Raw genomic sequence first — 13,262 nt, 5'->3', positions numbered from 1 at the left:
GTACGTCGCGAGAGGTCGCATCGGACCATATCCGAAATCGGCCTCGTCATGTACTGTCAGCCGACTAGTCGAGTCTTTACAAGGGGAGGAGTTTCATGCGACCCACGTCGGGTGCCATCTTGGTGGCGGCAGGCGCGTTCCTGATCGTCGGGGCCGTGGCGACGCCGCTGGCCGTCGCGCCCGCTCTGGTCAAGGTGCCCCTTGACCAGAGTTCGGTAACGGTTTCAGAGGCGAAGAACGCGACCGTTCTTGATTTCAGCACGCTGGCCGAGCGCAGCGGCGTCAACCTGACCGCCCACCGCGCGGTGCGCGGCGACGTCGAGGCCGGCAACGCCGACCGGACGGTCTTCAACGTCGGTGTCCGGGTGATCGACGACGCCGGCAAGGAGATCACGGTCAGCACGGACCGGGTCGCCCTCGACCGGCGTACGGCGGAGTCGGTCGCCTGCTGTGCCGAGGCGGTCAACGGCGCGCCCTTCAAGCACGAGGGGCTCACCTACACCTTCCCGTTCGGTACGGAGAAGAAGACGTACCAGTACTTCGACAACACCGCTCGGAAGGCGTACCCCGCCGAGTACGTGGGCACCGAGAAGCTGCAGGGGCTGACCGTCTACAAGTTCGAGATGACGGCCGAACCGATCAAGATCAGCGAGATCGACGTGCCGGGCAACCTGGTCGGATCGGCCCAGCCCACGGTGACGGCCGGTCGCTTCTACGCCAACACCCGCACCCTCTGGGTGGAGCCGGACAGCGGCGTCATCGTCAAGGGGCAGGAGAAGCAGCTCCAGACCCTGCGTGACGAGACTGGCGCGGACAAGATCAAGATCATCGACGCCACGCTCGTCTTCACCGAGGACACCCAGAAGCAGCAGGCCAAGGCGGCCAAGGACGCGCGTGGGCAGATCAACCTGCTGACCACCGTGCTGCCGATCGTCCTCGGCGTCGTGGGTCTGCTCCTGCTCCTGCTCGGCCTGTTCATCATCCTCCGCGCGGCTCGCCGCCGGCCCGACGCGACGCCGGTGGACGCCGGCGACGGACCGGTGGACGACGTGCCGTCGCAGCGTTCGGCGGAGCCGGTCGACGACGACCCGACCGTGCCCGCCGGCGGACGCCACGCCGCGGACCGCGCGGAGTCCTGAGCGCCAACCCTCGCACCACCACACGAGCAGGCCGGCCGACCCACCAGGGTCGGCCGGCCTGCTCGTGTGCGCGGCAGGTGGCAGGTCAGAGGCGTCGCACCGCGTACCGGGTGCAGATCCAGTCCTCGGTGTACGGCAGGTCGGGCCGCTGCCCGACGATCTCCCCGCCGTTGGCGGCCACCAGCCGGGTCATGTCGGCGTCCGGCACCGCTGTCATCTTCATCGGCGCGGGGTAGTTGAGCAGCCGGCGCTGCGCCCAGCTGATCAGGCGGAACGGCGCGAGCTTCCAGATGACGCCCTTGGCCGTACGGGCCGGCTCGGTCGGCAGGCCCACGACGGCGACCCCGCCGGGGCGCAGGACGCGCAGGAACTCGGCGAGGTAGCTGTCGATCGCCGGGCGCGGCAGGTGCTGCAACACGAGCGCGCTGTAGACCAGGTCGAAGTGCCCGTCGGGGAACTGGCTCAGGTCCGGCGCGTCGTTGAGGACGAAGCGGATGTTCCCGGCGCTGCGGTCCAGGCGCCGGGCGGTCTCCAGCATCGACGGGGCGATGTCGACGGCGACGACCTCGCCGGCGTGCGGCGCGAGCGCCTGCGACAGCCGACCGGCCCCGCATCCGAAGTCCAGCGCGCGGTCCCATCGCGTGGGCAGGCCGAGCCGGCCCAGCCATCCGGTCGTCTCCTCGACGTCGGCGCGGCCGGTGGCCAGGAACTCCTCGACGTCCCACTGCCCGCCGCGCTTACCGGGCTGGACGAGGACGGCCCACAGCGGATCTTCGGCGCCCAGCTTGGTCCAGTCGCGCCGTACGTCGTCGAGATTCACGCCGAAACCCTAGGACATCCGGGGGTGCGGCTGGATCGACCCGGTCATCTGCCGGCTCGGATGTTCGGCCGACGACACTGCCCCGAACGGCCCATCGCGCTCGACGCACTGTACATTTGTTACTTGATTGTAATCCCTCAATGTGTCGTCACTGTGGGTTGATCAGGCGCTCGATGACGGCGCTTTTGCGTCCTTTGATGCCCTTTTCCTGCCCCGGAGCGTCAACGCGTGGTGATGGCGAGCAAGCTTCGTGGCGCGCTCGTGTTACCGCCGGGTACGCGAGGGGGTTGTGAGCTGCGCCGCATCGGGTGCACGATCAGGCTCGATCGTTACCCGTCGGTAACAGAGGGCGGGGTCCGGCGCGGGCCACCGGTACGACAACCGGCCGCCGCGCACATTCGCTCGAGGAGGAACCCGTGCAGAATCGGCTCGACAACCAGGGTCGTACCCGGTGGAAGCGGTTCGCCGCCATGATCGTGCCCACCACGGCCGCCGCCGGTGCCATCCTGTTCGGCATGTCGACCGGCGCCATCGCCTCCGACATCACCGTGTCCGGGCAGACCTTCAAGATCGGCGCGGACCGCCTGGAGGGCGAGGGCTTCAAGCAGTACGGCGGCATCGTCCGCGAGAAGGGTGAGGACGGCAAGGCCGGCGCGACGCGCCCGGTCGCGATGGCCGAGATCAGCAGCGCCGACCTGTACAACCTCTGCCAGTCCGTCCGCGCCGACCTGCCCGGCCTGCCGGTGGTGCTCACCATCAACGCCGGCGAGGGCAAGGACCCGGCCCGCGCCAAGGACCTGGTGATCGCGATGGACTCGCTCGAAGGCAACGCGACCTTCACCAACATCCAGATCGGCCGCGACGCCAGCGACCTGAACCCGACGGCCCAGCGCGGCTCGTTCGGCCAGAACTCCGACCGGGTCACCATCCGCGACCTGAAGCAGGTGTCCCGCTACACCACGTCCTCGACGTTCAACCTGGTCGGGCTGCGGCTCAAGGTCAACGTGGGTGACGACGCCAAGGGCAAGGAGTGCTTCTGAGCTGAGCACGGCCCGCGGTGGCCGACCACCGCGGGCCCGCCCCACCGTCCCCGCCCCCGCTCCGCCAGGAGGAGTACGTGACAACCGTCGAACCGTCCCACGCCCGGCTCGGCACCGCGGCCCGGACGTGGCGGACCTTCCGCCGCTGGCAGCGGAGCCGGCCGTTCTGGGGCGGCCTGTTCATCATCCTGGCCGGGGTGGAGATGCTCGCCTCCACCCGGCTGACCCTCAACGGCCTGAGCTTCAGCAGCGGCGCCACCGGCCTGCTCTCGTTGCTGATCCCGGCCATCCTCGGGACCTGCGGCGTGCTGCTCTGGCTCAGTCCGGCGCAGCGGCTGTTCTACTCGATCGTCGCGGCGGTCACGACCGTCTACTCGCTGATCGGGCTCAACCTCGGCGGCTTCTTCCTCGGCCTGCTGCTGGGCATCGTGGGCAGCGCGCTCGCCTTCGCCTGGGTGCCGGCCCGGCCGGCGGAGCTGGCGGCTGACGAGCGCGACACCGAGGCGGACGACGAGCGCGACACCAGGGTGGACCAGCGGCACGCCGACCTGCTCGACGTCGACGGCCCGGTCGGCGTCGAGCAGGTCGGCGCCGACCAGTCGGTCACCGGCCGGCCGGCCGCCCCGGAACCCGCTGACGAGCAGCCGGCCGGGGAACTGCCGACCGTCGAGGTGCCGGCCGGCGTACGGCCGGCCGTCGAGCAGCCGACTGCCGAGCGGCCGGGCGGGGAGCGGCCGGTCCCTCGGCAGTCGGTGAACGGGCAGGCGGCCGGATCCGACGGCGGCCCGCCCGAGTGGGCGGGCCGTTCAGCGGACCCGCGTGCCTTCGGCATCGTCCTGCTGGTGCTCGGCCTGGCCACCGCCGGCCTGGCCGTCCAGCCGCGCGCGGTACAGGCCGCACCGAGCAGGCCCGCCGCCAGCGCCTGCCCGACGAAGCCCGCCACGCCGTCGAAGGCACCCTCCGCGACGCCCACCCCGACGCCGAGCGCGAGCCCGACGCGGGAGGGCAACATCATCACCGACTTCTTCGAGGGGATCGGTGACCTGTTCAAGGGCGGCAGCAAGAAGAGCGAGACACCCTCGCCCACACCGACCGCGAGCGGATCGGCGGCCCCGACGAGCAAGCCGACCACCCGTCCCGGCTCGACCGACTGCCCGACACCGGGCAAGCCGGGCAAGGAGGAACCGGCGAAGCCCGGCAAGGTGGAGCCCGGCAAGCCGCTGCCGCGTATCGCCGCCGACCCGGGCCTGCCGAAGGTGGCCAAGCAGCCGTCGAAGCTCACCGGCTCCAAGGTGACCATGACCGGGCTGCGGTTCGAGGGGATCACCGACCTGCGGACCGAGCAGGGCGCGCTCAAGGTGCTGAAGTTCAGCATGAAGGAAGCCGTGACCGACGACTTCCTGCTGGTCGCCGACGGCCCCAGCGGTCGCACCCAGCGGTACGCGACCGACCGTCTCACCGTCCGCGACGACGTCGCGTTCTACTGCACCCGGTTCGTCGGCAAGCTCGCCGGCATCAAGCTGACGCTGACGCCGGACCTGCCGTTCCCGGACGGCCTGCCGGTCACGCTGCCCATCCCGGTGACGTTCACCGACCCGGTCATCGACCTGGCGTACGTCACCAGCAACACGCTCACCGGCCGGCCGACGCTGAAGGTGACGCTCGGCGCCTGACCGGACGGGTGCCGGCGGAACGCGCCGCCGGCACCCGGAAGCCGGCTCAGAGCCGGGCCAGCGCCTTGCGCAGCGGGTCCAGCCCCAGCGAGCCCAGGTCGAGCGCCTGGCGGTGGAACTCCTTGAGGTCGAAGTCGGCGCCCTTGCGGGCCTTCGCGTCCTCCCGGGCCTGCAACCAGATCCGCTCGCCCACCTTGTACGACGGGGCCTGCCCGGGCCAGCCCAGGTAGCGGTTCAGCTCGAAACGCAGGTTCTCGTCCGGCACCCGGCAGTGCGCCCGCATGAACTCCCAGCCCAGCTCCGGCGTCCACCGCTCGCCCGGGTGGAAGCCGAACGGGTTGTCCTTCGGGATCTCCAGCTCCAGGTGCATGCCGATGTCGACGATGACCCGGGCCGCGCGCAGCGCCTGCCCGTCGAGCATGCCGAGCCGGTCACCGGGGTCGCCGAGGTAGCCCAGCTCGTCCATCAGCCGCTCGGAGTAGAGCGCCCAGCCCTCGCCGTGCCCGGAGACCCAGCACAACAGCCGCTGCCAGCGGTTGAGCAGGTCGGCCCGGACGGCGGTCTGCGCGACCTGCAGGTGGTGACCCGGCACGCCCTCGTGGTAGACGGTGGTCACCTCCCGCCAGGTGGAGAAGTCGGTGATGCCCTGCGGCACCGCCCACCACATCCGTCCCGGCCGGGAGAAGTCCTCGCTCGGGCCGGTGTAGTAGATGGCGCCGTCGCTCGTCGGCGCGAGGCAGCACTCGATCCGGCGTACCTGCTCGGGGATGTCGAAGTGGGTGCCGTTCAGGTCGCTGACCGCCTGGTCGGCGAGCGCCTGCATCCAGTCCCGGAACGCCTCCTTGCCGCGTACCGTCCGCGCCGGGTCGGCGTCGAGCGCGCGTACCGCGTCGTCGATCGAGGCGCCGGGCCCGGCGATGCGCGCGGACACCGTCCGCATGTCGGCCTCCAGCCGGGCCAGCTCCGCGAAACCCCAGGCGTACGTCTCGTCCAGGTCGACCTTCGCGCCGAGGAAGTACTGCGAGGCCAGTTCGTAGCGCTCCCGCCCGGCGGCCTGCTTCTCCCGCCCGGCCGGCGCCAGCTCGTTGCGCAGGAACTGCCCGAACTCGGCGGTGGCGGCGGTGGCGGCGGCAGCGCCCTTGCGCAGCTCCGCGCCGAGCGCGCCGTCGGCGTCGAGCCGCTCGACCATGCCGTGGAAGAAGTTGTCGCCCTCCGGGTCGACCCAGACGTCGCACTGCTTGGCCACCTCGACGAGCTGCACCTGCGAGCTGACCCGTCCCGCGGCGGCGGCCTCGCGCAGCGTGCGCTTGTAGCCGTCGAGCGCCGACGCGAAGCGGTTGAGCCGGGCCGCCACGTTGGCCTTAGCCTCCTCGCCGTCGGTCGGCATGAGGTCGAAGACCATCCGGATCTCGTGCAGCCCGCTGGAGATGACGTTGACCTCGCTGCCGGTCTCGCCGGCCTCGTACCGGGCCAGCTCCAGGCCGAGGCGCTCCTGCATGGCCTCCTTGGCGGTCCGCTCGGCCTCGGTCTCCGGCTCGGTCACGTCGAGTTCGCCGAGCGTGCGCCGGGCCAGGTCGGCGCGGGCCGCGTAGCCGTCGGGCGACAGGTCGTCGAGCTGGTCGTCGTAGCCGGCGATGCCGACGTAGGTGGCCCCGGTCGGGCTCAGCGGAGCCCACTCGGCCACGTACCGGTTGGCGAGGTCATCGATTCGTCCCACGAGGGGACCCTACGTGACCCCGCAGCCGAATTCCGCACGACATCGTCGTACCCGTGGGGCAGAGTGTCAGGGGTGACAGTCGATTTCACTCCTGACCGCGCGCCGCTGCGGAGCTGGCTGCCGGGGTTCGTCGCGCTTGCCGCCATCTGGGGTTCGAGTTTTCTGTTCATCAAGGTCGGCGTGGCCGAGCTGCACCCCGTGCACCTCACTCTCTACCGGGTGGCCACCGGCGCGGTCACGCTGCTGGTGGTGCTCGCCGTGCTGCGCGACCGGCTGCCCCGCGACCTTCGCGTATGGGGGCACATGCTCGTGGTGGCCGCGTTCGGCGTCGCGGTGCCGTTCACGCTGTTCGGCTACGGCGAGCAGCGGGTCGAGTCGATGCTCGCCGGCATCTGGAACGCCACCACGCCGCTGATCGTGCTGCCGCTGGCGGTGCTGGTGTTCCGCACCGAGCGGCTGACCGTGCGGCGGGCGGTCGGGCTGGGGCTGGGCTTCGTCGGGGTGCTCGTGGTGCTCGGCGTCTGGGAGGGCGTCGGTGGCGCCCACTTCGTCGGCCAGCTCATGTGCTTCGGTGCGGCTGCCTGCTACGGGCTCGCCATTCCGTACCAGAAGAAGTTCGTCGCGGGCAGCGCGTACTCCGGGCTGTCGCTGTCGGCGGCCCAGCTGCTGGTGGCGACCGCGCAGCTCGCGCTGGTCGCGCCGTTCGTCGGGACGCCGCCGTCCCCGGCCGGGCTCTCGCCGCGCGTGATCGCGAGCGTGCTGGCGCTCGGCGCGCTCGGCACCGGGCTCGCCTTTGTCATCAACATGCGCAACATCCGGCTGGCCGGGGCGAGCACGGCGTCCACAGTGACGTACCTGGTTCCGGTGTTCGCGGTGCTCGTCGGCGCGGTCGTGCTGAGTGAGCGGATGACCTGGCACCAGCCGGTGGGCGCGCTCGTGGTGCTGGCCGGCGTGGCGGTCGCGCAGGGCCTGTTCGGCCGGCGCCGCACGCGCCCGGACGTGGTGGTGCCGGCCCGCACTGTCGAACCGGCCGCCCAGGGCTGACCCTCAGCTACGGCCGGCTGTCCACTTCACCAGGCGGTCGGCCGTCCAGGTGTTCACCACCCGGTTCGCCGGCACCCCGCACAGCGCGGCCCGCTCGCAGCCGAACCGCTGCCAGTCGAGCTGGCCGGGGGCGTGCGCGTCGGTGTCGATGGCGAACCGGCACCCGGCCTCCAGCGCGAGCCGGATCAGCCGCTTCGGCGGGTCCTGCCGTTCCGGCCGGGAGTTGATCTCGACGGCCACGTCGTGCTCGGCGCACGCCGCGAAGACGGCGTCCGCGTCGAACTCGCTCTCCTTGCGGGTACGCGCTCGGTGCCCCTTGTCGCCCGGCCCGGTCACGCCGGCGGGCCGGGAGGAGACCATCCGGCCGGTGCAGTGCCCGAGGATGTCCAGGTGCGGGTTGGCGATCGCGGTCAGCATCCGGCGGGTCATCTTCGCCCGGTCGTCGTTCAGCCCGCTGTGCACCGAGCCGACCACCACGTCCAGGCGGGCCAGCAGGTCCGCGTCCTGGTCCAGCGAGCCGTCGGCGAGGATGTCCACCTCGATGCCGGTGAGCAGGCGGAAGCCCTTCGGCAGCGCCTCGTTCACGGCGGCGACGTGGTCGAGCTGCTTGCGCAGCCGCTCCGCGGTCAGGCCCCGGGCCACCTTCAGCCGGGGCGAGTGGTCGGTGAGCACCAGGTACTCGTGGCCCAGCTCGACCGCGGCGAGCGCCATCTCCTCGATCGGCGAGCCGCCGTCGGACCAGTCCGAGTGGGTGTGGCAGTCGCCGCGCAGCGCGTCCCGCAGCTTCGCCGCCGCCTCGTCCAGGTCGGTGCCCTCGGTCGCCAGCAGCCGGCGCAGGTAGACCGGCTCCTCCCCGGCCAGCGACTCGGCCACGCAGCGGGCGGTGACGTCACCGACGCCGGACAGCTCGGTCAGCTTGCCGGTGCGGGCCCGCTCGGCCACCTCGGCGGCGGGCAGCGCGCCGAGCGTCTTCGCGGCCGACCGGAACGCCCGGACCCGGTAGGTGGCCTCGTTGGCCCGTTCCAGCAGGAACGCGATCCGGCGCAGGTCGGCGATGGGATCCCGGGCACTCATGCCCTGGAACCTACGCGCATCCGCCGCCCGCCGCGCGACCCCGCACCGTCAGCCGCCCGTGGTGGACCGGCCCGGCGACGCCGGGCAGCCGTGCTTGCGCTGCCAGGCGGTGACCTCGGCGACCGGCGAGCGGTTGCCGTCCTTGCGCCACGAGTTCAGGTAGGGCGCCGGCCAGACCACGCCCCGGCGGATCCACCAGTCGTCCTTTCCCGTGCATTTCGGGGAGAGTCCGAAGTGCAGGTGACAGACGTTGTTGGCGTTGCCGGTACGGCCCACCTTGCCGAGCTGCTGCCCGGCCCGGACCCGTACGCCCGGGTCGATGCCGGCCGCGACCGCGCTCAGGTGCGAGCCGTAGTAGCGCACCCCGTCGTCACCGAGCAGCGAGACGGAGAGCCCGCCGTTGTTCGGCCCCTGCGGCCCGCGCTTGTCGAACCGGTCGACCCGGCTCACCTCCAGCACCACGCCGTCGGTGACCGCCACCACCGGCTCGCCGCAGTCGGCGAACACGTCGGTGCCCGGGTAGCCGCCGTGCGTCGGGTGGTAGTCGACGTTGCCGGCGCGGACGGGGAAGACCCGCTTCACGTCCGTGCGGGCCGGCGACGGCGGGGAGGCGGTCGGCGGTGCCGGGCTCGCCGGGTCGGCAGGCTGCGCGCCCGTCGCGATCGGGCTCGGTTCCTGCCACCTGTCGGCGCGCCCGGTGGAGGCGCCACACCCCCCGGCGGCGAGCGCCGCGACGAGCAGCAGGACCGGGTACGCCGGCCGCGTCCGGCGTCCGATCGATGGCGAGCGCATCCGGTCATCCTGACAGACCACTACCGTAGGGACGAACGCCGCGACCGCGTCACACCCGCCGGTCACGGTGCGTGACGCCGACGTGGATCGTTCGGGGAAGGGGGCGGCGGTGACGTACGGGTGGCAGGGCGGACCCGAGGGGACCGGTCCGGGGGCGTTCCCGCCTCCGCCGCGTACCCCCTCGGGACTCTTCCCGTCCAACGCGCCGATCCGGCCCAGCTACCGCGAGCCGTACCCGATCACCGGCTCCGGGGTCGCGGTCGGCGCGCTCGTCGCGTTCGCCTGGTTGCTGCTGTTCGGGCTGCTCGGCCGCAACATCGCGGGTTACGCCTGGTGGACTCTGCTGGCCGGCGCCCTGGCCTGGGCGGCGGCAGCGGTGCTGGTCCGCCACGGTGACCGGGGGGTCGCCACCGGAGTCGCGATCGTCACCGCCGGTGGTTGGAGCATCGCCGCCGCGCTGGTCGCGATGCGGTGGGCGCAGACCGGCGACTGGCCGCTCTGGTGACCATGGGTGCCGGTTTCGCTGCGTAGCGAAGGCCACCTTGACGTTCGCGCGGTGACGGTCCACCCTCGGCGGTATGGCCTGGACCACACCGCCGCGGCTCGACCCCGAGCGGAGCCGCCGTCGCCTGCAACTCCTTGCCGAGTTGGCCGGTGCCCGCGCGGTGCAGCAGCGCCAGCGACCACAGCGCGCGCGTACCGAGCGGCTGCGCCAACTCATCGCCACCCGTCGGCGCGTCGTCGGCTGACCGGCTTTCTCTTCAGAACGGCCGGCCCTTACGGGGCGTTGACCGGTCGCCCGCCGACCCGACCGGTTAACGTGCATCGCGTGACCTGTCGGCGTGCTGCCGAGGCCAATTTGGGGGGACCGTGTCGTACTTCGCTGCTGCCGTGGCGCGCGTCGACGGCGGCTGGACCGCGGGCGAGGTGAGCCTGCGGGGCGTCACCGACATCGAGGAGGTGGCGGACCGGCTGCGCGACGTCGAGCCGGACGCCGACCTGTCGCTGCTGTTCGTCGAGGCCGACGACACGTACCTGGTCGTCCTGCGCCTGGACGAGGGGGAGGACCTGCGGGTCTTCGGCTCCGACTCGGCGTACGCGGAGGAGTCCCGCCTGGGCGCGCTGCTGGTCGGCGACCTGAAGACGTCGGTCACCGGGCTGGAGGAGGTCGACGAGCCGCGCGCCTCCAGCGGCGACGACGACAACGAGCAGCCCGCTGTGGACCCGGAAGCCGACCCGGTCGGTGACGCCGACCTGCTGGCCGACCTGGGCATCCCGGCGCAGAAGCTACTCGCGCTCTGCGCACACGAGGGTTCCATGCCGGCCGACGTCACCGCCGAGATCAGCCAGGTGCTCGGCTGCGTGGACGAGGTCGAGGAGCTGCGTGAGGTCTGAGCCCGGGGAGTCCCGGACGCCCGGCGCCGCCGAACCCGCCGACGCGACCGATCCGGCGCTGGAGACCGTACGCCCGGGGCAGCCCACCCCCGGCCGGACCGCGCGCGTCGGTCCCGGCGCGGACGAGGCGCTCGCCGAACCGGGCGCGGTCGGCCGCCGGCAGCGGCACGAGCTGTGGATGCGCCGGGCCCTGGAGGTCGCGGTGACCGGCCCGGACGAGGCGACCCCCGACGCCGACGACGTGCCGGTCGGCGCGGTGCTCTACGGCCCCGACGGCGCCGAACTGGCGATCGGGCGCAACGAGCGGGAGCTGACCGGCGACCCGACCGCGCACGCCGAGGTGCTGGCGCTGCGCCGGGCCGCGCAGCGGCTGGGCCGCTGGCGGCTGGACGACTGCACGCTCGTCGTGACGCTGGAACCGTGCACCATGTGCGCCGGGGCGATCGCGCTGGCCCGCGTCTCGACAGTGGTGTTCGGCGCGTGGGAACCCAAGACCGGCGCGGTCGGGTCGCTCTGGGACGTGCTGCGCGACCGCCGCGTCACGCACCGCCCCGAGGTGTACGGCGGCGTGCTGGAACGCGAGAGCGCGGCGCTGCTGCGCGCGTTCTTCCGCTGAGGAGTTCTGGTCTTGTCTCAGGCTCCGGCCGGCGCGGGGCGCAGCAGCGTCGCGGCGATTGCGCGGCCGACCTCGGTCCACGCGGTCGGGCGCAACGTCGCCGGGTCGAGCCGGACGATCGACCGGGTGCCGGTGGCGTGCACGGTGGCGCCGTCGGTCGAGCGGAACTCGAAGGCGTACCGGGCGCTGCTGGTGCCGAAGTGCTCCAGCCAGAAGTGCACAGCCACAGTGCCGACGCCGGTGACCGGCGCGCGGTAGCTGATGGTGAACTCGCGGACCGCGTGGAACACGTCCGGCGCGGCGTGCACGTCGCCGCGGAAGGCGACACCGCGCTCGGCCCAGTACGGCGTGAGCGCGCGTTCCAGCAGCACCGCGTAGCGGGCGTTGTGCAGCAGGCCCATGGCGTCGAGGTCGTCGAAGTGCACCGGCACGTGCGCGACGTGCCCGAACTCGGCGGCCTGCCGCTCGACTGTGGTGTGGCTCATGACTGGCCTTCCGGTAGCAGGGTCGGATCCGGGCAGAGCGCCCGCAGCCGGGTCAGCAGGCCCTGGCGGGCGTGCCGGTAGGTGGCGTCCGGGTCGAGCAGCCGGGACCGCATCACCGCGCTGATCCCCAGCGCGTCGATCTCGTACGCGAGCAGTGGCACGTCCAGGTCGGCGGGGAGTTCGCCGAGGTCCACCGCCTCCTGGACGAGGCGTTCCAGCAGCGCGGTCCAGCGGGCGAACGCCTCGGCGAGCCGGTCCCGGACCGGGCCGGGGCGGGCGTTGTACTCGAACTCGGTGTTCGCGAAGAAGCAGCCGCCGGGCAGCACCCGGGCGGCGTAGAAGTCGATCCGGGCCTCGTGCAGCGCGCGCAGCCGGCGTACGCCCCGGGGCGCCTCCAGGGCGGGCGCGACGATCATCTCCTGCCACTGCGCCACGGCCCGGTCGACGGTGGCGAGTTGCAGCGCCTCCTTGGAGCGCCAGTGCGCGAAGAGGCCGGACTTGCTCACCTCCAGCCGGTCGGCGAGCTGGGCCAGGGAGAGGCCGTGCAGGCCGACCTCGGTGGCCAGCGCCACGGCGGTGTCCAGCACCGCGGTGCGGGTGCGGTCGCCACGGGCGACGCGGCCGTCGGAGGTCATGCGGGCAGCGTATCGGGAAACAAGCACGACCGGTCGTATTTATTTTTGTGACCCCGGTAACGCGCGACCGCCCCGCCACCTTGCGGTGACGGGGCGGCCCAGGGTCGATCAGGTCAGGCGATGATGGTGTCCAGCGCGATCTCGACCATCTGGCCGAACGTCTGCTCACGCTCCTGCGACGTGGTCTTCTCGCCGGTCTTGATGTGGTCGCTGACGGTCAGGATCGTCAGCGCGCGGGCCTTGAAGCGCGCCGCGATCGTGTAGAGCGCCGCCGACTCCATCTCCACCGCCAGCACGCCGTAGTCGGCGAGCGTGTCGTACAGGTCCGGCCGGTCCGTGTAGAAGGCGTCCGCCGCCAGGATCGGCCCCACCCGCATGCTGATGCCGCGCCGCTCGGCCACCTCGACCGAGGTACGCAGCAACCCGAAGTCGGCCACCGGGGCGTAGTCGATCAGCCCGTCGAAGCGCATCCGGTTCATGTTCGAGTCGGTGGACGAGCCGATCGCCGCCACCACGTCCCGCAGCTGCAGATCCTCGGTCAGCGCGCCGCAGGAGCCGACCCGGATCAGCGACTTCACGCCGTACTCGTTTACCAGTTCGTGGGCGTAGATCGAAGCGGACGGCATGCCCATGCCGGAGCCCTGGACGGACACGTCAACGCCGTTCCACTTGCCGGTGAAGCCCAGCATGCCGCGCACCGTCGTGTAGCAGCGGGCCCCCTCCAGGTAGGTCTCCGCGATCCACTTGGCCCGCAGCGGGTCACCCGGCATCAGGACCCGCTCGGCGATCTCTCCCGGCTCAGCGCCGATGTGCGTACTCATGGCAAAGATCC

The 13,262-nt window shown here is 72.2% G+C and carries 15 protein-coding genes; 8 read left to right on the top strand and 7 right to left on the bottom strand.

Annotated elements, in window-relative coordinates:
* Positions 1-95 precede the first annotated feature (95 nt).
* Positions 96-1,139, top strand: a complete 1,044-nt coding sequence (locus A4R25_RS12875) for a DUF3068 domain-containing protein (protein ID WP_082930993.1) — start codon at positions 96-98, stop codon at positions 1,137-1,139.
* A gap of 85 nt (positions 1,140-1,224) precedes the next feature.
* Here the strand turns inward: A4R25_RS12875 and A4R25_RS12870 are convergent, their stop codons facing one another.
* Complete coding sequence (locus A4R25_RS12870) at positions 1,225-1,959, bottom strand: class I SAM-dependent methyltransferase (RefSeq protein WP_051611329.1); 735 nt, start codon at positions 1,957-1,959, stop codon at positions 1,225-1,227.
* A gap of 416 nt (positions 1,960-2,375) precedes the next feature.
* On the opposite strand from A4R25_RS12870, the gene A4R25_RS12865 reads away from it, so the two are divergent.
* Together A4R25_RS12865 and A4R25_RS12860 are read left to right on the top strand one after the other, a co-directional pair.
* Positions 2,376-2,999 (top strand): DUF6230 family protein, encoded by a 624-nt coding sequence (locus A4R25_RS12865; RefSeq protein WP_043327818.1) that lies wholly within the window; start codon positions 2,376-2,378, stop codon positions 2,997-2,999.
* Positions 3,000-3,076: 77 nt separating this feature from the next.
* Complete coding sequence (locus A4R25_RS12860; protein ID WP_064446866.1) at positions 3,077-4,672, top strand: DUF6114 domain-containing protein; 1,596 nt, start codon at positions 3,077-3,079, stop codon at positions 4,670-4,672.
* A 46-nt stretch (positions 4,673-4,718) separates the two neighbouring features.
* Here the strand turns inward: A4R25_RS12860 and A4R25_RS12855 are convergent, their stop codons facing one another.
* On the bottom strand, positions 4,719-6,389 hold the full coding sequence (locus A4R25_RS12855; protein ID WP_043327819.1) for a DUF885 domain-containing protein: 1,671 nt from the start codon (positions 6,387-6,389) through the stop codon (positions 4,719-4,721).
* 72 nt (positions 6,390-6,461) lie between these two features.
* On the opposite strand from A4R25_RS12855, the gene A4R25_RS12850 reads away from it, so the two are divergent.
* Entirely contained in the window at positions 6,462-7,433 is a 972-nt protein-coding gene (locus A4R25_RS12850) for a DMT family transporter (RefSeq protein ID WP_197494897.1), read from the top strand.
* A gap of 3 nt (positions 7,434-7,436) precedes the next feature.
* Here the strand turns inward: A4R25_RS12850 and A4R25_RS12845 are convergent, their stop codons facing one another.
* Together A4R25_RS12845 and A4R25_RS12840 are read right to left on the bottom strand one after the other, a co-directional pair.
* A complete protein-coding gene (locus tag A4R25_RS12845) occupies positions 7,437-8,507 on the bottom strand; it encodes a PHP domain-containing protein (RefSeq protein WP_043327821.1) in 1,071 nt (356 codons plus the stop codon).
* Between the two features lie 48 nt (positions 8,508-8,555).
* Positions 8,556-9,299 carry a M23 family metallopeptidase gene (locus A4R25_RS12840; RefSeq protein ID WP_043327822.1) on the bottom strand — a complete coding sequence of 248 codons (744 nt, stop codon included), beginning with the start codon at positions 9,297-9,299 and terminating at the stop codon, positions 8,556-8,558.
* A gap of 109 nt (positions 9,300-9,408) precedes the next feature.
* On the opposite strand from A4R25_RS12840, the gene A4R25_RS12835 reads away from it, so the two are divergent.
* The 4 genes from A4R25_RS12835 to A4R25_RS12825 all read left to right on the top strand — a co-directional run bounded on the left by A4R25_RS12835 (position 9,409) and on the right by A4R25_RS12825 (position 11,310).
* A complete protein-coding gene (locus A4R25_RS12835) occupies positions 9,409-9,804 on the top strand; it encodes a hypothetical protein (RefSeq protein ID WP_176722829.1) in 396 nt (131 codons plus the stop codon).
* Positions 9,805-9,877: 73 nt separating this feature from the next.
* Positions 9,878-10,048 carry a hypothetical protein gene (locus tag A4R25_RS31465; protein ID WP_166457820.1) on the top strand — a complete coding sequence of 57 codons (171 nt, stop codon included), beginning with the start codon at positions 9,878-9,880 and terminating at the stop codon, positions 10,046-10,048.
* Positions 10,049-10,169: 121 nt separating this feature from the next.
* On the top strand, positions 10,170-10,694 hold the full coding sequence (locus tag A4R25_RS12830; protein ID WP_064446833.1) for a tRNA adenosine deaminase-associated protein: 525 nt from the start codon (positions 10,170-10,172) through the stop codon (positions 10,692-10,694).
* A gap of 178 nt (positions 10,695-10,872) precedes the next feature.
* On the top strand, positions 10,873-11,310 hold the full coding sequence (locus tag A4R25_RS12825) for a nucleoside deaminase (RefSeq protein WP_197494900.1): 438 nt from the start codon (positions 10,873-10,875) through the stop codon (positions 11,308-11,310).
* 17 nt (positions 11,311-11,327) lie between these two features.
* Here A4R25_RS12825 and A4R25_RS12820 read toward each other — a convergent pair whose 3' ends face one another.
* The 3 genes from A4R25_RS12820 to deoD form a co-directional block, all read right to left on the bottom strand.
* Positions 11,328-11,795, bottom strand: a complete 468-nt coding sequence (locus tag A4R25_RS12820; RefSeq protein WP_064446831.1) for a thioesterase family protein — start codon at positions 11,793-11,795, stop codon at positions 11,328-11,330.
* Complete coding sequence (locus A4R25_RS12815) at positions 11,792-12,430, bottom strand: TetR/AcrR family transcriptional regulator (RefSeq protein WP_030502134.1); 639 nt, start codon at positions 12,428-12,430, stop codon at positions 11,792-11,794. Before A4R25_RS12815 ends, A4R25_RS12820 begins: the two co-directional genes overlap by 4 nt.
* A gap of 113 nt (positions 12,431-12,543) precedes the next feature.
* Positions 12,544-13,251: a purine-nucleoside phosphorylase gene (gene deoD, locus A4R25_RS12810; protein ID WP_043327826.1), complete on the bottom strand. Its 708-nt coding sequence runs from the start codon at positions 13,249-13,251 to the stop codon at positions 12,544-12,546.
* Positions 13,252-13,262: the final 11 nt, after the last annotated feature.

The sequence above is a fragment of the Micromonospora sp. NBRC 110037 genome (assembly GCF_001652995.1).
Classification (GTDB): Bacteria; Actinomycetota; Actinomycetes; order Mycobacteriales; family Micromonosporaceae; genus Micromonospora; species Micromonospora chalcea.
The sequence above is the reverse complement of the archived record's forward strand: the minus strand, read 5'-3'. Positions and strand labels throughout refer to the sequence as shown.